We start from the raw sequence: 20,212 nt of genomic DNA, 5'->3' as shown, positions 1-20,212 counted from the left end.
ACGAGATCGGCATGGGCGACAACATCTGGCTCGGCGACCGCGACGCCGTGCGCACCCCCATGCAGTGGACCCCCGACCGCAACGCCGGCTTCTCGTCCTGTGATCCGGGACGCCTGTTCCTGCCCGCGATCATGGACCCGGTCTACGGCTACCAGGTCACCAACGTCGAGGCGTCCATGGCCTCGCCCTCCAGTCTGCTGCACTGGACCCGCCGCATGATCGAGATCCGCAAGCAGAATCCTGCCTTCGGACTGGGGTCCTACACCGAGCTGCCGTCGTCGAACCCGGCGGTGCTCGCCTTCCTGCGCGAGTACGAGGACGACCTGGTGCTGTGCGTCCACAACTTCTCCCGCTTCGCCCAGCCCACGGAGCTGGACCTGAGCCGGTTCGGCGGGCGGCATCCCGTCGAACTGTTCGGCGGGGTCAGGTTCCCGGCGATCGGCGAGCTGCCGTACCTGCTCACCCTCGCGGGACACGGCTTCTACTGGTTCCGGCTGCGCAGGGAACCCGTATAGCGCGGGCCCGGGTGGGGCGCGGCGGCGTTTCCACCGCCCCACCCGGGGCACGCAGTAGTAACACCCCGACGCCCCCCGGGGAAAGGACGTGACGCCCATGGCGGAAACGGTCACCACTTCCGGCACCACCGGTATCCTCCTCGCCTCGCTCGACCCCCTGCTGCGCGCCTGGCTGCCCCGGCAGCGCTGGTTCGCGGGCAAGGGCCGTCCGGTCACCGGGTTCACCCCCGTGTCCGTCACCGAACTGCTGCCTCCCGACGGCCGGCTGGGCCTCTACCACCTGCTGGTGCGCGTCCACCAGGCCGACGTGCCCGGAGCCCCGGCGCACCCGGGCGACTGCTACCAGCTCCTCATAGGCGTGCGCGAGGCGCTGCCGCCCCGGCTGGCGCCCGCGCTGATCGGACATGTGACCGAGGGCCCGCTCGCCGGACGCACGGTGTACGAGGCCCTGCACGACACCCGGCCCGCCGAAGTGCTCCTGGAGGCCCTGCGCACCCAGGCCCGCGTCGGCGGGCTGCGCTTCGAGCGAGACCCGGCGCAGGAGATCCGGGCCGGCCTCGTGCCCCGGCTGATGACCGCCGAACAGTCCAACTCGTCCGTGGTCTACGGAGATACGTTTATCCTGAAGCTGCTGCGCCGGGTGGTTCCCGGCGTCAACCCCGATCTGGAGCTCCCGCTCGCCCTGGCCCGCGAGGGCTGTCCGAGGGTCCCCGCGCCGACGGCCTGGCTGCACGCCGAGGTGGCGGCGGACACGTACGTCCTTGCCGTGCTCCAGCCGTATGTGAGCGGCGCCTCCGACGGCTGGGAGCTGGCGCTGCGCGAACTGGCCAAGGGCGAGGACTTCGCGGCCGAGGCCCGCGCGCTGGGCCGGGCCACCGCCGAGGTGCACACCGCGCTCGCCCGGGCCCTGCCGACGGTCACCCTCGGCCACGCCCAGCTGGAGTCGCTGGTCGACGGCATGACCGAGCGGCTGGCGGCGGCCGTGCAGGCGGTGCCGGCGCTGCGGCCGTACGAGGACGGGCTGCGCTCGGCGTACCAGGCGCTCGGCACGCTCGCCGCCGAGGGCCGCACCTGGACCGCCCAGCGCGTCCACGGCGATCTGCACCTCGGCCAGTGCCTGCGCTCGCCGTCCGGCGCCTGGTCGCTGATCGACTTCGAGGGCGAACCGGCCCGCCCGCTGGCCGAGCGGCGCATGCCGCAGCCGCCGGTGCGGGACATCGCGGGGATGCTCCGCTCCTTCGACTACGCGGCCCACTCGGCGACCCCGCCCACCCCGGACTGGGCGCACACCTGCCGGGCCGCCTACTGCTCCGGGTACGCGGAGGTGGCCGGCCGCGATCCGCGTACCGACCCGGTGATGCTGCGGGCCTACGAGACCGACAAGGCGGTCTACGAGGTCGTCTACGAGGCCCGGCACCGGCCCGACTGGCTCCCCGTACCGCTGAGCGCGGTGCGCCGCCTCGCCCTGCCCGACCAGGAGGCTCGTCCGTGACCCCCAAGGGACACAAGGAATCCAAGGCCCGCAAGGAAGCCAAGGCCAAGAAGGAGTCCGCGGCCAGGAAGAAGGCCGCCGCCGGGAAGCCGCCCGCGCCGGAGGTCCCCGCGCAGGCGGCGGCCCCCGCCGCGGAGGCGCCCGCGCAGACCCCGGCCGCGGAGGTCCCGGCGCAGGCCCCCGCGGTGGAGCCGCCCGCACGGACACCGGCCGTGGAGCCGCCCGCGCCGGCCCCCCTCGCGGAGGTCGCCGTGTCCCCGGCCCTCGACGCCGGCGACCGCGCGCGGCTGCTGCACGGCATCCACCACGATCCGCACTCCGTGCTGGGCGCGCACCCGGTGCCGGGCGGGGTGGCCTTCCGCGCGTTCCGCCCGTACGCGCGGGCGGTCACCGTGGTCTCGGGCGAGCTGCGGACGGAGCTGCACGACGACGGCGACGGCTTCTTCTCCGGCCTGCTCCCGCTCACCGAGGTCCCCGTCTACCGGCTGCTGGTGACGTACGACGGCACGGTCCACGAGACCGAGGACGCCTACCGCTTCCTGCCCACCCTCGGCGAGCTGGACCTGCATCTGATCGGCGAGGGCCGGCACGAGCAGCTGTGGCGGGCGCTCGGCGCGCACGTCACCACCCACCAGGGCGTCACCGGAACCCGGTTCGCGGTGTGGGCGCCCAACGCGCGGGGCGTGCGGGTCACCGGCGGGTTCAACTTCTGGGACGGCACCGGCTTCCCGATGCGCTCGCTCGGCGGCACCGGGGTCTGGGAGCTGTTCGTGCCGGGGATCGGCGAGGGCGAGCTGTACAAGTTCGAGATCACCCGCCCGGACGGCTCGCGCACCCTGCGCGCCGACCCGATGGCCCGCCGTACCGAGGTGCCGCCCGCCACCTCCTCGATCGTGCACGCCTCGCACCACGAGTGGGGCGACGCGGAGTGGCTGGCGCACCGGGCGGACTCGCCGGTGCACGAGGCCCCCTTCTCGGTGTACGAGGTGCACCTGCCGTCCTGGCGGCCCGGGCTGACCTACCGCCGGCTGGCCGAGCAGCTGCCGGCGTACGTGAAGGAGATGGGCTTCACCCACGTGGAGCTGATGCCGGTCGCCGAGCACCCTTTCGGCGGCTCCTGGGGCTACCAGGTCACCGGGTTCTACGCGCCGACGGCCCGGCTGGGCACCCCCGACGACTTCAAGTACCTGGTGGACAAGCTGCACCAGGCGGGCATCGGGGTGCTGATGGACTGGGTGCCGGCGCACTTCCCGCGCGACGACTGGGCGCTCGCGGAGTTCGACGGGCGTCCGCTGTACGAGCACCACGACCCGCTGCGGGCCGCCCATCCCGACTGGGGCACGCTGGAGTTCGACTTCGGCCGGCGTGAGGTGCGCAACTTCCTCGTCGCGAACGCCGTGTACTGGTGCGAGGAGTTCCACATCGACGGGCTGCGCGTGGACGCGGTCGCCTCGATGCTCTACCTGGACTACTCGCGCGAGCCGGGCCAGTGGACGCCCAACGAGCACGGCGGCCGGGAGAACCTGGACGCGGTGGCCTTCCTCCAGGAGATGAACGCCACCGTGTACCGGCGCTGCCCGGGCGTGGTGACCATCGCGGAGGAGTCCACGGCCTGGGACGGCGTCACCCGGCCCACCCACCACAAGGGCCCGAGCGGCTTCGGCGGGCTCGGCTTCGGACTGAAGTGGAACATGGGCTGGATGCACGACTCGCTCCAGTACATGAGCCACGACCCCGTGCACCGCGCGTACCACCACCACGAGATGACGTTCTCGATGGTGTACGCCTACAGCGAGAACTACGTCCTGCCGATCTCCCACGACGAGGTCGTCCACGGCAAGCGGTCCCTGGTGTCGAAGATGCCCGGCGACTGGTGGCAGCAGCGGGCCAACCTGCGCGCCTACCTCGGCTTCATGTGGGCCCACCCCGGCAAGCAGCTCCTCTTCATGGGCCAGGAGTTCGCCCAGGGCGCCGAGTGGTCCGAGGCGCACGGCCCCGACTGGTGGCTGCTCGACCCGGCGTACGGCGCCGAGGCGGACCACCGGGGTGTCCGGGACCTCGTCCGGGACCTGAACGCCGTATACCGGGCGACCCCGGCGCTGTGGCAGCGGGACACCGACCCGGCGGGCTTCGAGTGGATCACCGGGGACGCGGCGGACGACAACGTCTTCGCGTTCCTGCGCCACGACGCCGAGGGCGCCCCGCTGCTCGCGGTCTGCCACCTGGCCCCGGTGGTCCGCCCCGACTACCGCCTCGGGGTGCCGGAGGAGGTGCCGGCCTGGGTGGAGGTCCTCAACACCGACGCGGCCCGCTACGGCGGCGGCGACGTGACCCGCCCGGACGTCGTCAAGCCCGAGCCCCAGCCCTGGCACGGCCGCCCGGCGAGCATCCGGCTGACCCTGCCCCCGCTGGCGACGGTGTGGCTGCGCCCGGCCTGACCGGGTGGCACGCGCCTGGCGTGTGCCGTGGCCGCTCTCCTGCCGGGCGGCCGCGGCACCCAGGTGACGTGGCGGGGCGGAGGGGCGCCTCCCACGGCCACCGGACCGGTCCCGTGGACCCTCGCGGAGCCCTTCCAGGTCGTCGCCGCCCGGATCGGCGCCGGCCACGCTGATCGCCGCCGGCGCCCCCATGCACACCTGCCGGGGCGCCGGGCACTGCGACGGCGGCCTTGCCGGCTCCTCCCGGCCGGGCGACCGCTGGTTCTTCCGGGCGGAACCCGCGGGCTGGAAACCGGTCTTCGAGAGCGCTGCCGGGGGCTCGGGGCGGTCCGGCGCCACGTCCCGCGGTTCCCGGTCGCGCCGTGCGCGGAGCCGGCCCCGCCGTCCGCCACGCCGCACCCGAGCCACCCACCGGCGGCGGGTGGCGGCTCCGCCCCGGCCGCTACGGCGCGGTGACGCCCGTGGCCAGCCCGTCCGGGAGCTCGTCCGTGTAGAGGACCCCGAGCCGCTGGGTGGCCCGGGTCAGGGCGACGTACAGGTCGCTCGTGCCGTAGGCGCCCGGCTCGACCACCAGGACGGAGTCGAATTCGAGGCCCTTGGACTGCCGGGGGTCGAGCAGGACGACCGTCCGGGTCAGGTCGGGTTCGGCGCCGGCGGTGACGCCGTCCAGGCGGGCGGCGAGGGCACGGTGCAGACCGCGCGGGGCGATCACCGCCAGCCGGCCCTCCGCCGGGGTCAGCTCGGCGACCGCCTTGGCGACCGCGCCGGGCAGGGCGTCGGTGACCTGCCGCACCCAGGGGCGCTCACCGGTGGAGCGGACGGAGCTCGGCGGCGCGAAGCCCGGGTCCTCGGCGCGGACCACGGCCGCCGCCAGGTCCATGATCTCCGCCGGGGTGCGGTAGTTGACGCCCAGGCGGGTGTGCTCCCAGCGGTCCTCGACGTAGGGCGCGAGGATGTCCGCCCAGGAGCCGACGCCGGCCGCCTCCGCCGTCTGCGCGGGGTCGCCGACCAGGGTCATCGAGCGGGTCGGGCTGCGCCGCATCAGCAGCCGCCAGGCCATCGGCGACAGCTCCTGCGCCTCGTCCACGATGATGTGCCCGAACGCCCAGGTGCGGTCGGCGGCGGCCCGCTCGGCGGCGCTGCGGTGGTCGGTCTCCTCGTGCCGCTCGGCGAACCGCTCGGCATCGATGATGTGGTGCGCGGACAGGACCTCGGAGGCGTCCGGGTCGTCCTCCTCCTTGTCCTCGAACTCGTAGGTGCGGGAGGCGTAGGAGACGTCCAGGACGCCCTGGGCGTAGGCCACCTGCGTCTCGCGTTCGCGTTCGGCGCGGGCGCGCGCCACCCGGTCGTCCTCGCCGAGGAGTTCGGCCGCCTCGTCCAGCAGGGGCACGTCGGCGACGGTCCAGGCGCGGGTCACCGGGCGGCGGATCGCGTCGGCGTCCTGCTTCGGCAGGTAGCCGTCGGGCTCGGCGAGGAAGTCGGCGACCAGCCGCTGCGGGGTGATCCGCGGCCAGAGCTGGTCGACGGCGTCCCAGACCTCGGGGTTCTCGGCGAGTTCGTCCCGGATCTGGGTGATGTCGGAGGCGTCGAGCAGGCTGCTGCCGTCGTAGGGGTCGGTGCCCACGCGCTCGGCGTACAGCTCGGTGAGGGTGTTGAGGATGTGCCCCTCGAAGTACTCGCGGGCGGCGTTGTGTGGCAGCTTGGCGGCGCGGGTGCGCTCGCGGGCGACGTTCACCAGGCCGTCGTCCAGCATGAGGACCTCGCGGTCGTGCTCGATCGCGATGACCGGGTCGGGCAGGGCCTGCCGGTCGCGTACGACGGCGGCGAGCACGTCGGCCATGCCGGCGCGGCCCTTGACGGCGGCGGCCTCGGGGGTGTCGGCGGCGGTGGCCTTCACGCCGGGGAACAGCTCGCCGACCGTGGCCAGCAGCACTCCGGTCTCGCCGAGGGAGGGCAGCACCTCGCCGATGTAGCCGAGGAAGGCCGGGTTCGGGCCGACGATGAGGACCGCGCGGCGGGCCAGCAGCTCGCGGTGCTCGTACAGCAGGTAGGCCGCGCGGTGCAGGGCCACCGCGGTCTTGCCGGTGCCGGGGCCGCCCTCCACGACCAGCACGCCCCGGTGCGGTGCCCGGATGATGCGGTCCTGGTCGGCCTGGATGGTCTGCACGATGTCGCTCATCCGGCCGGTGCGGGCCGAGTTCAGCGCGGCCAGCAGGACGGCGTCGCCGCTCGGGTCCTCGTGCCCGGTGCGGGTGGCGTCGCCGAGGTCGAGGATCTCGTCGTGCAGGGAGGTGACGGTCCGGCCCTCGGAGGCGATGTGCCGGCGGCGGCGCAGGCCCATCGGGGTGTGGCCGGTGGCCAGGTAGAAGGGGCGGGCGACGTCGGCCCGCCAGTCGATGAGGACCGGGGTGCGCTCGGCGTCGTCCTCGCGCAGCCCGATCCGCCCGATGTGGTGCTTCGTGCCGTCGGCGAGGTCGATCCGGCCGAAGCAGAGCGAGCCGTCCACGGCGTTCAGCGCGGCGAGCAGCCCCGAGCGCTCGGCGACCAGGATGTCCCGCTCCAGCCGGGCCTGCATGGGCTTGTCGCCCTGGGCGAGCGCGTCGGCGACGGAGGTCTCGGCCTCGCCGCGCAGCACGTCCACGCGCGCGTACAGTCCGTCGATGAATTCCTGCTCGTGTCGCATTTCATCATCTGGAAAGTCGGTGTTTGACAATTCCGCTCCCGCCCGGATATACTGTGCTCAGTGAATTGCTTCGGGACTCCTGAAAAACGAAGTCACGAATCACTGAATATACGCACAGCAATCCCCCGGGCGCAATTGCCCAGGGGATTTTTTGATGGGCCGGGCCGGGTCTACAGCGGTGCGTGCGCCATGCCCGCCGACTCCTCGACCTCCATCAGCGAGGCGCTGTGCCGTTCCTCCTCGAACTTACGGCGCCCGCCACGCAGTCCGAAGAGCCGCTTGGTCAGGGCGATGTACAGGACCGCGAGGACGTTCAGCACGAGCGTGGCGATCTTCAGCCAGCTGATGTGCTCGGTGAGTTCGTAGATCTCCAGTGGCAGGAAGGCGGCCGTCGCGACCACCGTCAGGTATTCCGCCCACCGCTTGGCGTACCAGAGGCCGACCGCCTCGATCAGTTCGATCAGCGCGTAGGCCAGCAGCAGTCCGGCGACCAGCAGCAGGGTGGAGTGCCGGTAGCCGAACGCCTTCTGCACGGACCCGACGACCGGCGAGTGGTCCAGGTCGTAGTGGAAGTGCCGGAAGACCGGCCGGAAGACGTCCAGGTACTCGTCGAACAGGCGGCGCACCGCGTCCTGGCTGTTGCTGAACTTCCACACCGCGACCGCGACCAGCACGATGAACACCCCGCGCACGGCACGCTCGACGGCGAGGAAGCGCAGGACGAACAGGTCGCGGAGCACCGTGCCGCGCGGCACCAGCGGCGCGTCGGCGGCCGGTCCCGAGCCGCGCGGCTCGCCGAGCACGAAGTCACCGCAGCGCAGGCACCGCCAGACGTCCCCGAGCGCGGTCCGCGCGTGCAGCCGGACGCGCAGCCGGGGGTCGTCCGGCGCGTAGGTCACATGGCCCTTGCGCGCGCAGGTCCGCCGGTCCCAGTCGATCTTCATCCGCCACGCCTCCGCACTCGTATGGACACCACCCGTACGGACGTCATACACGAACGTGCCGTTCCGGTTGACCCGGAACGGCACGGACGAGGGGAGGCGGGCGGTCACTCGGCCGCGCTGTCCACCAGTTCCCGCTCCTCGGTCGCGGCCTGCCCGGCACCGGCCTCGCGGCCCGGCAGCAGGACGGCCACCAGGACGGTGCCGACGCCGAGGATCACCGCCCCGACCAGACTGGTGTGGGCGACCGCGTCGGAGAAGGCGGAGCCCACCGCGTCGGCCATCTGCCGGGCGCCGGCGGCCAGCTCACCGGCCTGCTGCTTGAGCTGCGCGGCCTGCTGCGGGTCGCTCGCCTGCTGGGCCCGCGCGGCGGCCTGCTGCGCCTTCTCGCCGATGCCCTGAGCGACGGCGTACCCGGCGCCGACCGAGTCCTGCGCGGTGTTCAGGGCGCTCGCCGGGAGCTTGCTGCCGGCCGTGGCGTCGGACAGGTGGTCGCCGTACGACGTGGCCAGCAGCGAGCCGAGGATCGCGATGCCGAGCGAGCCGCCCAGTTCCAGCGAGGTGTCGTTGACGGCGCCGCCGACGCCCAGCTCGGACTCCGGGAACGCGCCCATGATGGCGTCGGTGCAGGGCGAGAGGGCGAGGCCGATGGCGAGGCCCAGGATGACCAGGGGCGCCACGAAGTCGCCGTAGCCGGAGCCGGCGTCCACCCGGGTGAGCAGGGCGAGGGCGGTCGTGCCGCCGGCCATGCCCGCGCCGACGGTCCACCTCATGCCGACGCGCGGGGTGAGCCAGCCGGTCAGGGCCGAGCCGACGAAGACGGCGCCGGCGAGCGGCAGCATGCGCACACCGGTCTGAAGGGCGTCGTAGCCGAGGACGAACTGGAGGTGCTGGGTGAGGTAGTAGAAGGCGCCGAAGACGGCGAGGAAGAACAGGGCGACGGCGAGGTTGGAGCCGGCGAAGCGGCGGCCGGTGAAGCGGCGCACGTCCAGGATCGGGCGCGGGTGGCGCAGCTCCCACAGCACGAAGGCGACCAGGCCGACGCCCGCGACCACCGCCGCCGCGACGGCCTTGGCGCCCCAGCCGAAGTGCGGCCCCTCGATGATCATGTAGACGAGCGCGCCGGTCCACAGCACCGACAGCAGTCCGCCGACGTAGTCGATGCGGTCGTGGTGGCCGGCCCGCGAGGGCGGGACGAGGACGAGGGCGGCGACGAGCGCGACGGCCGCGACGGGCACGTTGATCAGGAAGGTCGAGGACCAGCCGTGGTCGCGCAGCAGGGCGCCGGCGACGACCGGCCCGGCGGCGATGGCGAGCCCGGCGGTGGCGGTCCACAGCGTGATCGCCTTGGCCCGCTCGGCGCGCGGGAAGGTCGCGGCCAGCAGGGAGAGCGTGGCGGGCATGATCAGCGCGGCGCCGACGCCCATCACGGCCCGGGCCGCGATGACGGTGGCCGCGCTGTCGGCGAGGTACCCGAAGACGGCCCCGCCGCCGAACACCAGCAGGCCGAGGACGAGCGCCCCGCGCCGGCTGTACTTGTCGCCGATGGCGCCGAGCAGCAGCATCAGCGCCGCGTAGGGGACGGTGTAGCCGTCGATCACCCACTGCAGGTCGGCGCTGGAGAGCCCGAGGTCCCGGGTCATGTCGGGGGCCGCGACCGTGAGGGCGGTGTTCGCCATCACGATGATCAGCAGGCTGAGGCAGAGCACCAGCAGCGCCCACCACCGGCGGGCGTAGGGGCGGTCCGTCCTTTCGACCGGTTCGGTCATGACGAGTCGCATGGCAGGGGTCGCCTTCCTCGGGTACGCGACAGGACTTGCACAGCGGCGTGCAATTGCACAACCATGTGCAATGTACGCTGCTGCACAACACTGTGCAAGTCGACCGGATGACGCCCGGCAAACCTCCGGGGAGGCACAATGACCGCCATGACCACGGGTAACACCAGCCGCGCCGATGCCAACCGGCGCCGCATCCTCGACGTCGCCCTCGCCGAGCTGCTGCGCGATCCGGACGCCTCCATGGACCAGATCGCCCGCGCGGCCGGGGTCGTGCGGCGGACGGTCTACGGCCACTTCCCCAGCCGTGAGGCGCTGATCAGCACCCTGGTCGACGGAGCCGTGGAGGCGCTGGCGGACGCGGACTCCCGGGCCTGCGCCGGCGTGAGCGACCCTGCGGAGACGGTGGCCCGCTCGGTGCTCGCCCTGTGGCCGGTCGCCGACCGCTACCGGCTGCTGATCGCGCTCGCCCAGCGCACGGTCACCGTGCAGGGCATCCGCGAACGCCTCGCGCCCCTGCGCGAGAACAAGATCCGGCTCCTCCAGCGCGGCCTGGACGAAGGCGTCTTCAGCTCCCCGCTGCCCGCGCCGGCCCTGGCGTACGTGCACGAGCAGATGCTGTTCGCGGTGATGGAGGCGGTGAACGACGGGCTGCTGGCAGCGCGGGAGGCGGGCCGCTCCGCCACGGTCGCCGTCCTGACCGCGGCGGGCGTGCCCGCCGCACGGGCCACCGAGCTGGTGGCCGGGGTGTCGTAGCGGAAGCAGGTCCCGGAGCCGGAAGAGGGAGCCGGGCGGCCGGGGCACGGGGGGAGCCTCGGCCGCCCGGCGGCGGTACCCGGACGCCCGGCCCGGGTTCAGGCGGGGCCGGACGTCCGGAACTACGGGGTGGATCAGGCCTTGGCGAGTTCCTTCTCGCCGTCCTCCCGGGGCTCGGGAACCTCCCGCACCCCGGCCTCGCCCTCGTCCAGCAGGGTGGTCTCGTCGAACGGCAGCTCGCCGGCCAGCACCCGCCGCACCCGGACCTTGTCGATCTCCTTGGTCCACGTGCCGACCAGCACCGTCGCGACCGCGTTGCCCGCGAAGTTCGTCAGCGCCCGCGCCTCGCTCATGAACCGGTCGATGCCGACGATCAGCCCGACCCCGTCCACCAGCGCCGGCTTGTGCGACTGCAGACCGCCGGCCAGGGTGGCGAGGCCGGCGCCGCTGACACCGGCCGCGCCCTTCGAGGCCAGCAGCAGGAACAGCAGCAGCGGGATCTGCTCGCCGACCGACATCGGCGTGCCCAGCGCGTCCGCGATGTACAGCGACGCCATGGTCATGTAGATCATCGTGCCGTCGAGGTTGAACGAGTACCCGGTCGGCACGGTGATGCCGACGACCGGCCGGCTGACGCCCAGGTGCTCCATCTTCGCGATCAGCCGCGGCAGCGCGGACTCCGACGAGGAGGTCGACAGGATCAGCAGGAACTCGCGGGCGAGGTACTTGAACAGGGAGAAGACGTTCAGGCCCGCGACGGCCCGGAGCAGCGCGCCGAGCACGACGAAGACGAACAGGAAGCAGGTGACGTAGAAGCCGAGCATCAGCACGGCGAGGCTCTTGAGCGCGTCGACGCCGGCCGAGCCGACCACCGCCGCGATGGCGCCGAACGCACCGATCGGCGCCGCCCACATCACCATGGACAGGATGCGGAAGACGAGCCGCTGGATGTGCTCGATGCCGCGCAGCACCGGCTGTCCGGCCGAGCCCATGGCCTGGAGCGCGAACCCGGCGAGCAGGGCCACCAGCAGCGTCTGGAGCACCTGGCCCTCGGTGAAGGCGGAGACGAACGTGGTGGGGATGATCGACAGCACGAAGTCCACGGGCGGCAGCGCGTCCGGGGACACCTGGCCGTGCCCGGTCGCCTTGATGGCGTTGGTGATGTGCAGCCCGTCGCCCGGGTGCAGCACGTTGCCGACGACGAGCCCGATGGCGAGCGCGACGAGCGACATCACGAGGAAGTAGCCGAGGGCGATGCCGCCGACGGCACCGACCTTGGCGGCCTTCCGTACCGATCCGATACCGAGCACGATCGTGCAGAAGATGATCGGCGAGATCATCATCTTGATCAGGTTCACGAACCCGGTGCCCAGCGGCTTCAGCTCCATGGCGGCATCGGGCCAGATCAGGCCCACGCCGATGCCGAGCGCGACCGCCACGATCACGGCGATGTACAGGTAATGGGTCCGGTCCCGCTTCACGCGGGGTGCGGCAGGTGCCGTATCGGGGGTGCTGGCGGCCACGACTGCCCTCCTTGACGTCTTCGTCGGCGAACAACCGGCGTGCGGCTCACGTCCGGGCGTTTCTGGGGAATGCCGTGACTATCTCCCGGCCTGTGAGGGCGGTCACCCTTCCGTTCATTTAGTTCACGCTTAACCGGAGAGGCACACTGCTGACATGCGCCTCCCCACCCTCCCGCGGCCCCGGAGCCTGGCCGGCCAGCTGTTCGCCATGCAGGCCGTGCTGATAGCGGTGGTCGTGGCCGGGTACGCGCTGTTCACCTACGTCAGCGACCAGCGGCAGGCCGAGGACGCCGCCGCCCGGCAGGCCACGGCGGTGGCCCGGTCGATCGCCGACTCCCCCTCGGTCCGCGAGGCGATCCGCACCCCCGACCCCACGGCCCGGCTGGAGCCGTACGCCCTCCAGGTCATGCGGGACGCCAACGTCGACTTCGTGACGATCATGAATCCCTCCGGCATCCGCTGGACCCACCCCGACTGGAACGAGATCGGCAAGCGCTTCCTCGGCAACATCGGTCCCGCGCAGCACGGCCGTACCTTCACCGAGACCTACACCGGCACGCTCGGCGCGTCCGTCCGCGCGGTCACCCCCATCTCGGACAACGGCCGGATCGTCGGCCTGGTGAGCGCCGGCATCAAGGTGGAGACCATCAGCGCCCGGGTCCAGGACCAGGTCACGGCCCTGCTCGGGGTGGCGGGCGTGGCCCTGCTGCTGGGCGCGGTCGGCACGTACGTGATCAACGCCCGGCTGCGCCGCCACACCCACGGCATGAACGCCACCGAGCTGAGCCGGATGCACGACTACCACCAGGCGGCGCTGCACGCCGTCCGCGAGGGGCTGCTGATGCTGGACGGCCGGTACCGGGTGGCGCTCATCAACGACGGCGGCCGGGACCTGCTGGGCGTGGGCCCCGAGGAGGACGTGGTCGGCCGCTCGGTGGCCGACCTGGGCCTGCCCGCCCCGCTGACGGGCGCCCTGCTGTCCTCCCAGCCCCGGGTGGACGAGGTGCACCTGACGGCGTCCCGGGTGCTCGTCGTGAACACGTCCCCGGTGTCGGGCGGCGAACACCGGGGCACGGTCGTCACGCTCCGCGACGTCACCGAACTCCAGTCGCTGATGGGCGAACTGGACTCGGAGCGGGGCTTCACCCAGGCGCTGCGCTCGCAGGCGCACGAGGCCGCCAACCGCCTGCACACGGTCGTCTCGCTGATCGAGCTGGGCCGGGCCGAGGAGGCCGTGGAGTTCGCCACGGCCGAGCTGGAGCTGGCGCAGGCCCTGACCGACCAGGTGGTGGCGGCGGTCGGCGAGCCGGTGCTGGCCGCGCTGCTGCTCGGCAAGACCGCGCAGGCGAACGAGCGGGGCGTGGAACTCGTGGTCTCACCGGACAGCCGCCTGGACGACGGCCTGCTCCCGGACAGCCTGTCCGCCCGCGACCTGGTGACCATCCTCGGCAACCTGATCGACAACGCCGTGGACGCGGCGCAGGGCGGCGTGCGGGCCCGGGTGACCGTGACGGCGTACGCTACGGCCGCCGAAGTGGTGCTCCGGGTGTCGGACACCGGCCCGGGGGTCGACCCCGCCCACGCCGACCTGGTGTTCCAGCGGGGGTTCTCCACGAAGCCGGCCGAACCCGGCGGCCGGGGACTCGGGCTGGCCCTGGTCCGGCAGGCGGTGAACCGCCACGACGGCACGCTCACGGTGGCCGAGGCGGAGGAGGGCGGAGCGGTGTTCGAGGTGCGGTTGCCGTTGCGCGCGGCCACGGGCGGCGCCGCATGACGGACGAGCAGCGGCCCATCCGCGTCCTCGTCGTCGAGGACGACCCGGTGGCCGCCGACGCGCACGTGATGTACGTCGGCCGGGTGCCGGGGTTCGTCGCGGTCGGGAAGGCGCACACGGGGGCGGAGGCACGGCGCCTGCTGGACCGCACGCCGGTCGACCTGCTGCTGCTCGACCTGCACCTCCCCGACGTCCACGGCCTGCAACTGGCCCGGTCCCTGCGGGCGGCCGGGCACCACGCGGACGTGATAGCGGTGACCTCGGCACGCGACCTGGCGGTGGTACGGGAGGGCGTCTCCCTGGGCGTCGTCCAGTACGTCCTGAAACCGTTCACGTTCGCCACGCTGCGCGACCGGCTGGCCCGGTACGCCGAGTTCCACGCGGCGGTGGGCGAGGCGAGCGGCCAGGACGAGGTCGACCGCGCCCTGGCGGCCCTGCGCGCCCCCACACCGGCGGCCCTGCCGAAGGGTCTGAGCGGGCCGACGCTGGAACGGGTGACGTCCGCGCTGCGCGAGGCGGCGGACGGCCTCACGGCGGCCGGGGTCGCCGAGGCGGTGGGCATCTCCCGCATCACCGCGCGACGGTACCTGGAGCACCTGGTGGACGCGGGACGGGCCGGGCGGAGTCCGTTGTACGGGCAGGTGGGGCGGCCGGAGCTGGTGTACCGCTGGGTTTCCCAGGGGCGGTGAGGGCGGCGGCCGCGGCACGGGCTTCGGCGGCTTCCCCGGGAGCGTTGGCCCGGGCGAAGGCGTCGGCGGCCTGGAGGTAGTGGACGCGGGCTTCGGCCGGGTGGTGGGCGTCCCGGTGGGCGGCGGCCAGGCCGATGAGGATCACGCCCATGCTGTGCCAGTCCTCCAGCCCCTCATGTGTGTCCCGCGCCCTGCCGTACGCCGCGATGGCCTCCTCCGGCCGGCCCGCCTTCCACAGGGTGAGGCCGAGGTTGTGCCACGCCATGCCCTCTCCGTGGCGGTCCCCCAGCGAGTGGAAGAGGACGCGGACGCGTTCGTGGACCTCGATCGCCTCCTCCACCCGGTCCAGTTGCACCAAGGCGATCGCCAGATTGCCCCACGCCTTCACCTCACCGTGCCGTTCCCCCAGCTCCCGGTACAGGTCGCGGGCACGCCCGTGCGCGTCGATCGCCTCCTCGGCCCGGCCGACCGCACGGAGCGCGAGGCCGAGGTTGTTCCACGCGACCGCCTCGTGCGCGCGGTTCCCGAGGCCCCGGCACAGGTCGCGGGCACGCGCGTGGGCGTGGATCGCCTCCTCGGCCCGGCCGGCCTCTCGAAGCGCGAGACCGGCGCTGTTCCAGGCGATCGCCTCGCGGTGTCGGTCCCCGGCACGGCGAGCGGCGTCCTGTGCGGCCTGAGCGACGGCGATCTTGTCGTGGAACTGCCGTCGCAAGGAGAGGTAGTCCGCCAGGGCGAGCGCGAGCCGCATCGCCGCAGCCGCGTACCGGTCCTCACGGGCCCACAGTGCCGCGGCCACGAGGCCCGCGCGCTCCTCGTCCAGCCACGCCAGGGCCTCCGCCCGGCCCCTGAACCCGCGTCCGTCATCCGGTCCCGGCGACCACTGGAGCCACGTGCCGGCCGCGACGGTCCACCAGGTGTAGCACGCGAGCACCCGTTCCCGCGCCGCTTCGCCCTCCTCCCGCAATGCCGCGTCACCGGCCGCCAAGCTCGCCCCGAAGACCCGCACCAGGTCGTGCAGCCGCCACCGGCCCCGCCGGCTGCCCCGCTCCACCAGATGTGCGCGCGTCAGCGTCCTGAGGTCGCGCAGCGGCGCCTCCTCGGCCCCGGCCAGGGCGGCCACGACCTCCTCGCCCACCTCGGTCCCCGGCGCCAGGGCGAGGAGCCGCAGCAACCGGGCCGGCCCGGCGGGCAGGCGCCGGTACGAAAGGTCGAAGGCCGCCCGGGCGCTGCGCTCGCCGTCGTCCAGGGCGGTGAGCCGATCGCGCGCGCCGGTGAGTCCGGCGACCAGGTCCGCAACCGGCTGCTCGGCATCCTCCACCAACAGCGCTGCCGCGATCTGGAGGGCCAACGGCAGGTACCCGCACAGCTCGGCCAGCCGTGCCGCCGCCTCCGGCTCCTCCACGACACGGCCGTCCGCCGGGTCGGCGATCCTCAGCGCCCGGTCGAGGAGCCCGTACGCCGCCTCGGCTGTGAGCTGACCCAACGGCACCAGCCGCGCCCCCAGCTGAGCCAGCCGATCCCGCGAGGTGACCAGCACCCGGTGCCGCGAGCCCCCCGGCAGCAACGGCCGCACCTGCTCGGGCGACGACGCGTTGTCGGCGAGGACCAGCACCGCCTCCCGCTCGGCCAGCACCGACCGGTACAACGCGGCCCGTTCGTCGGCCGTGGCCGGAATGTGCTCCGGCTCCACACCCAGCGCCCGCAGCAGGGACTGCAACGCCTGGTCCGCCGTGACCGGGGCGTCGTCGTAGCCGTGCAGGTCCACGAACAGCACCCCGCCCGGGAACCAGCCGGCCTCCCGCGCCGCGTACGCCGCCTGCACCGCCAGCGCCGTCTTCCCGATGCCGCCGAGCCCCGAGACGGCGGTGACGAGGACGGCCTGTCCGCCACCGGGGTCCGAGGGGTCGAGCGCGACCCGCAGCCGGTCCAACTCCTCGTCCCGGCCCGTGAATCCCGCCGCCCTCGGCGGCAACGCGTCCAGGGCCGTCGGCGCGGGGGCCTGCTGCCGGTACTCCGCCTTGCCGATGACCGGCCCCCGGAACTCCCCGCCCCGGAAGTCGACGACGTCGCTCACCCGGCCCCGCCCCCCGCCCGGAACGGCACCGCGTACTGCACCACGCACACCCCCAGCCCCACGACCGCCACCGCCTCCACCAGCGACACCACCGCCAGCCCGGCCGAGACGTCCCCGCTCGCCCAGTACACGACGAGCGCGCTCAACGGCACGACACAGAAGGCCAGCAGGTCGACCACGCACTGCGTGACCTTCCGGGAGACGCGCCGGGAGTCTCCCCGGTGAGCGGCCTCCCACCTGAAGACCTCGCCGCTCTCCGCCTGGGCCAGTGCGGCGAGCCGCGGCCCCAGGTCGCCCCGCACGTACGCCCCGATCGCCGAGATCTTCTGGTCGTTGACGAGGTAGGTCCAGCCGAGGACGACGCACACCGGCGGCAGTGCGAGCAGCATGGATGTCTGCCTGGCCTGGGCCGCGGCGGCGATGACGGCGGCCACGACGGTCAGGGTGACGTACAGCAGGTTGTCCCGGAACCCGATCCGCGTCTTCTGCTCGTCCTTGACGGTCTGGTACTCGGTGAGCAGCAACTGCCCCACGGTGACGTCTCGTTCCGGCACGTGTGTCCCTTCCCCCGGCGGTACCGGCAGTACCTTATGAGTGTGCCGGAGACTCACCCCACCGTTCTCGTCCTGACCGCGCTGCCCCTGGAATACGCCGCTGTGCGGTCGTACCTCCCCGAGCGGGAGGAGGTCGTCCACCCCAAGGGCACCCGTGTCGAGACGGGCCGGCTGCCGGACAGTTCCTGGCACCTGGCGATCAGCGAGCTGGGCGTGGGGGCCGAGCGTGCCGCCGCGCTCACGGCCCAGCTCATCGACTGGCTGCACCCCGAGGCCGTCCTGTTCGTGGGGGTCGCGGGGAGCCTGAAGGACGACATCGAGATCGGCGATGTCGTGGTGGGGACGCAGGTCTACGAGATCCACGGCGGCAAGCAGGCCCACGACGGTTTCAAGGTCCGCCCGAGGGCCCTGCCCGGCTCGCACGCGCTGGAGCAGGCGGCGCGTTCCGCGGCACGGGACCTGCCGGAGATACGGGTGCACTTCGCGCCGATCGCAACGGGTGATGTGGTGCTGGCCGACTCCGGGTCGGACATCGCGCGGCACCTCGATGTGAACTACAACGACGCGGGCGCCATCGAGATGGAGGGCTCCGGAGCCGCCCAGGCGGCCCACCTGAGCGGACAGGTGGACGCCCTCGTCGTGCGGGGCGTCAGCGACCGCGCGGACCGGAACAAGCGCCGGGCCGACGCGGGCGGTTCGCAGCAGCGGGCGGCCGCGCACGCGGCGACCGTGGCGGTGGCGATGCTGCGCAAGCACCAGCCCCGCCGCACCGGCCCCGCCGACTCCGAGGAGGGACCCCAAGCACGCCACGGGGGCGACCACATCGACTTCCGTGGCGGGACCTTCCACGGAACGGTCATCGGCAAGCAGGCCGGAGGCCGGTAAGGGCACGGTCCACGGCCCGGTCCCACGCGCGACCGCCACGCTCCCGCCCCGGCCCCTCGGCTTCACCGGCCGGTCGGCGGAACTGGACCGCCTGCTTCCCCGTCTCGCGCCCGGCGAGGACGGCACGACCGCGCTTCCCCTGCTCATCTCCGCCGTCACCGGCATGGGCGGCATCGGCAAGACGGCGCTGGCCGTGGAAGCGGCTCACCGGGCGCGCGCGCAGGGCTGGTTCCCGGGCGGGACGCTCTTCGTGGACCTGCGCGGGTACGACGACGACCCGGTCACGGCCGATCAGGCGGTCCTGGCCCTGCTCGACGCGCTCGGCGTACGGGACCGGGACCTGCCGCCGACGGCCGAGCGCCAGTACGACGCCTACCGTGCGCTCCTCGCCGAACGGCGGGACCGGATGCTCCTGATCCTGGACAACGCCTCGGACCCGTCCCAGTACGTGCCGCTGCTGCCCGGCACGGACCGGCACCGGGTCCTCATCACCTCCCGGGACCGTCCCGACGCCCTTCCGATACGTCTGATCGACCTGGAGACACTCGATCCGGACGACTCGGTGGCCCTGGTGACCCGAGCCCTGCACGACACCGACGAGCGCGACGACCGTCCGGTACGCGAGCCGGCCGCACTGCGCGAACTGACGGGCCTGTGCGGACACCTGCCCCTCGCGCTCCAGGTCGCGGCGGGAATGCTGCGCCGACGCCGACACCGGGAGATCGCGTCGGTGGTGACCGAGATCCGGGACGCCGGAGACGCGACCGCCGTCCTTGACCACGGCAGTCCCGGAGCGGACCTCTACGGACGCTCACTCGTCCTGCGTCCCGTGCTGGAGACCTCTTACCGCCGCCTGCCGCCCGACCAGGCCCGCCTGCTGCGCCTGCTCTGCCTGGCTCCGGGTGCGGAAACCGGGACGGAGGCCGTCGCGGCCCTCGCCGACCTGAGCACGCGGTCCGTGCTGTCACTGCTGGAGGACCTGGCCGCCGCCCATCTCGTCGGACCGGTGCGGGGCAACGGGACGGCATCTGCGCTGCGGTGGCGGTTGCATGACTTGGTGCGGGGGTTCGGGGCGGGTGTGGTGGCGGGGGACGCGGGGTTACGGGAGGAGGGGGAGACGGCACGGGAACGGGTGCTGGGGTTCTACCGGCGGTGGGCGGATGCGGCTGACGACCGGTTGCGGTGGTTGCCGGGGAAGGCGGAGCCGGAGCGGTTCGGGGACAGGGGGGAGGCGCTGGCGTGGCTGGACGGGGAGCGGGCTGGTCTGGTGGCAGCGGTGGAGTGGGGCAGGGAGGAGAGGTTCGCGAACGCGGCGGTGGAGCTGGCCGCGTCTCTAGGGGAATACCTGGCCTGGCGACGGTATTTCGACGACTGGATCACTGCTGCGAAGGCGGCCCGGGAGGCTGCCCGCCTTGTCGGGCACCGGCTGGGCGAGGCCATCTTGTGGGACCATGTCGGCATCGCTCTGCGGGAGACGGGCCGGGTCGAAGAGGCCATCGACGCCCACACCAACGCCCGTGACATGTTCCAGACTGCCGAGGACCGTCACAATGAAGCCATGGCGTGGAGCAACCTTGGCACCGCCCTGCTGGAAGCGGGCCGTGTGGAAGCGGCGATCGATGCCGACACCCGGGCCCGCGACCTGTTCCAGACCGAGGGGGACCACCAGCGCGAGGCCAGCACATGGGACAGCCTTGGCCTCGCGCTGCGGGAGGCGGGCCGGGTCGAAGAGGCCATCGACGCCCACACCAACGCCCGTGACATGTTCCAAGCCGCCGGAGACCGCCACGGCGCCGCCGGCGCGTGGAACAACCTCGGCATCGCCCTGCGGACGGCGGACCGAGTGGAAGAGGCGGTTGCCGCGTACGGCGAGTCGCTGGGGCTCTGCCAAGAGTTCGAGGACTGGTACGGCGAGGGCACGACCCTCCACAACCTGGCCTTCGCCCACGCGGCGGCCCACCGCCTCGCCAAGGCCCGCTCCGCCTACCTCCAGTCCGCCGACGCCTTCACCCGCGCCAACGCCCCCGACCGAGCCGCCCAAGCCCGCGCCTCCGCCGCCGAACTACCGAACTGACGAGCCCTTCCGCGCCGAAGGCGACACCTGCTTCCG

14 protein-coding genes are annotated in these 20,212 nt (G+C 73.2%); 8 read left to right on the top strand and 6 right to left on the bottom strand.

What is annotated here, in order from left to right; translation table 11 throughout:
- From ACZ5DC_RS28150 to glgB, 3 genes are all read left to right on the top strand, one after another.
- A partial coding sequence (locus ACZ5DC_RS28150; RefSeq protein ID WP_356132224.1) for an alpha-glucosidase C-terminal domain-containing protein occupies positions 1 to 515 on the top strand: 515 nt, incomplete at its 5' end.
- 97 nt (positions 516 to 612) lie between these two features.
- Positions 613 to 2,007, top strand: a complete 1,395-nt coding sequence (locus ACZ5DC_RS28145) for a maltokinase N-terminal cap-like domain-containing protein (RefSeq protein WP_468657191.1) — start codon at positions 613 to 615, stop codon at positions 2,005 to 2,007.
- A complete protein-coding gene (gene glgB, locus ACZ5DC_RS28140) occupies positions 2,004 to 4,445 on the top strand; it encodes a 1,4-alpha-glucan branching enzyme (RefSeq protein WP_468657189.1) in 2,442 nt (813 codons plus the stop codon). The genes ACZ5DC_RS28145 and glgB overlap by 4 nt, the downstream gene beginning before the upstream one ends.
- A gap of 442 nt (positions 4,446 to 4,887) precedes the next feature.
- Here the strand turns inward: glgB and ACZ5DC_RS28135 are convergent, their stop codons facing one another.
- From ACZ5DC_RS28135 to ACZ5DC_RS28125, 3 genes are all read right to left on the bottom strand, one after another.
- Positions 4,888 to 7,128, bottom strand: a complete 2,241-nt coding sequence (locus ACZ5DC_RS28135) for a HelD family protein (protein WP_468657187.1) — start codon at positions 7,126 to 7,128, stop codon at positions 4,888 to 4,890.
- Between the two features lie 170 nt (positions 7,129 to 7,298).
- Positions 7,299 to 8,072: a DUF2127 domain-containing protein gene (locus ACZ5DC_RS28130; protein ID WP_468657185.1), complete on the bottom strand. Its 774-nt coding sequence runs from the start codon at positions 8,070 to 8,072 to the stop codon at positions 7,299 to 7,301.
- Positions 8,073 to 8,176: 104 nt separating this feature from the next.
- Positions 8,177 to 9,850: an MFS transporter gene (locus tag ACZ5DC_RS28125; RefSeq protein ID WP_468657183.1), complete on the bottom strand. Its 1,674-nt coding sequence runs from the start codon at positions 9,848 to 9,850 to the stop codon at positions 8,177 to 8,179.
- Positions 9,851 to 9,988: 138 nt separating this feature from the next.
- Between ACZ5DC_RS28125 and ACZ5DC_RS28120 the strand changes: the two genes are divergently transcribed.
- On the top strand, positions 9,989 to 10,603 hold the full coding sequence (locus ACZ5DC_RS28120; RefSeq protein WP_468657181.1) for a TetR/AcrR family transcriptional regulator: 615 nt from the start codon (positions 9,989 to 9,991) through the stop codon (positions 10,601 to 10,603).
- A gap of 134 nt (positions 10,604 to 10,737) precedes the next feature.
- Here the strand turns inward: ACZ5DC_RS28120 and ACZ5DC_RS28115 are convergent, their stop codons facing one another.
- Positions 10,738 to 12,126, bottom strand: coding sequence for a cation:dicarboxylate symporter family transporter (locus ACZ5DC_RS28115; protein WP_468657179.1), 1,389 nt, complete (start codon positions 12,124 to 12,126; stop codon positions 10,738 to 10,740).
- A 154-nt stretch (positions 12,127 to 12,280) separates the two neighbouring features.
- Between ACZ5DC_RS28115 and ACZ5DC_RS28110 the strand changes: the two genes are divergently transcribed.
- Together ACZ5DC_RS28110 and ACZ5DC_RS28105 are read left to right on the top strand one after the other, a co-directional pair.
- The gene (locus ACZ5DC_RS28110) at positions 12,281 to 13,900 is read left to right on the top strand and encodes a sensor histidine kinase (RefSeq protein WP_468657177.1); all 1,620 of its coding nucleotides are present in this window, start codon (positions 12,281 to 12,283) and stop codon (positions 13,898 to 13,900) included.
- Positions 13,897 to 14,589 carry a response regulator gene (locus ACZ5DC_RS28105; protein WP_468657175.1) on the top strand — a complete coding sequence of 231 codons (693 nt, stop codon included), beginning with the start codon at positions 13,897 to 13,899 and terminating at the stop codon, positions 14,587 to 14,589. Before ACZ5DC_RS28110 ends, ACZ5DC_RS28105 begins: the two co-directional genes overlap by 4 nt.
- Here the strand turns inward: ACZ5DC_RS28105 and ACZ5DC_RS28100 are convergent.
- Together ACZ5DC_RS28100 and ACZ5DC_RS28095 are read right to left on the bottom strand one after the other, a co-directional pair.
- Positions 14,471 to 16,663: a tetratricopeptide repeat protein gene (locus tag ACZ5DC_RS28100; protein ID WP_468657173.1), complete on the bottom strand. Its 2,193-nt coding sequence runs from the start codon at positions 16,661 to 16,663 to the stop codon at positions 14,471 to 14,473. The genes ACZ5DC_RS28105 and ACZ5DC_RS28100 overlap by 119 nt on opposite strands.
- Entirely contained in the window at positions 16,660 to 17,217 is a 558-nt protein-coding gene (locus tag ACZ5DC_RS28095; protein WP_468657171.1) for a hypothetical protein, read from the bottom strand. Before ACZ5DC_RS28095 ends, ACZ5DC_RS28100 begins: the two co-directional genes overlap by 4 nt.
- Positions 17,218 to 17,253: 36 nt before the next feature.
- On the opposite strand from ACZ5DC_RS28095, the gene ACZ5DC_RS28090 reads away from it, so the two are divergent.
- Both ACZ5DC_RS28090 and ACZ5DC_RS28085 read left to right on the top strand, forming a co-directional pair.
- The gene (locus tag ACZ5DC_RS28090; protein WP_468657169.1) at positions 17,254 to 18,102 is read left to right on the top strand and encodes a 5'-methylthioadenosine/S-adenosylhomocysteine nucleosidase family protein; all 849 of its coding nucleotides are present in this window, start codon (positions 17,254 to 17,256) and stop codon (positions 18,100 to 18,102) included.
- Between the two features lie 163 nt (positions 18,103 to 18,265).
- Positions 18,266 to 20,176: a tetratricopeptide repeat protein gene (locus ACZ5DC_RS28085; protein WP_468657207.1), complete on the top strand. Its 1,911-nt coding sequence runs from the start codon at positions 18,266 to 18,268 to the stop codon at positions 20,174 to 20,176.
- Positions 20,177 to 20,212: the final 36 nt, after the last annotated feature.

Source organism: Streptomyces sp. NPDC031445, assembly GCF_055581365.1.
This window is presented reverse-complemented; position numbering and strand designations above follow the sequence as displayed.

What these genes read in the sequence shown, in the direction of transcription:
- ACZ5DC_RS28135 (WP_468657187.1), bottom strand. Translation starts at nt 7,128, where the DNA reads ATGCGACACGAGCAGGAATTCATCGACGGACTGTACGCGCGCGTGGAC.
- ACZ5DC_RS28145 (WP_468657191.1), top strand. Translation starts at nt 613, where the DNA reads ATGGCGGAAACGGTCACCACTTCCGGCACCACCGGTATCCTCCTCGCC.
- ACZ5DC_RS28090 (WP_468657169.1), top strand. Translation starts at nt 17,254, where the DNA reads ATGAGTGTGCCGGAGACTCACCCCACCGTTCTCGTCCTGACCGCGCTG.
- ACZ5DC_RS28120 (WP_468657181.1), top strand. Translation starts at nt 9,989, where the DNA reads ATGACCGCCATGACCACGGGTAACACCAGCCGCGCCGATGCCAACCGG.
- ACZ5DC_RS28130 (WP_468657185.1), bottom strand. Translation starts at nt 8,072, where the DNA reads ATGAAGATCGACTGGGACCGGCGGACCTGCGCGCGCAAGGGCCATGTG.
- ACZ5DC_RS28125 (WP_468657183.1), bottom strand. Translation starts at nt 9,850, where the DNA reads ATGCGACTCGTCATGACCGAACCGGTCGAAAGGACGGACCGCCCCTAC.
- ACZ5DC_RS28110 (WP_468657177.1), top strand. Translation starts at nt 12,281, where the DNA reads ATGCGCCTCCCCACCCTCCCGCGGCCCCGGAGCCTGGCCGGCCAGCTG.
- ACZ5DC_RS28105 (WP_468657175.1), top strand. Translation starts at nt 13,897, where the DNA reads ATGACGGACGAGCAGCGGCCCATCCGCGTCCTCGTCGTCGAGGACGAC.
- ACZ5DC_RS28085 (WP_468657207.1), top strand. Translation starts at nt 18,266, where the DNA reads ATGGGCGGCATCGGCAAGACGGCGCTGGCCGTGGAAGCGGCTCACCGG.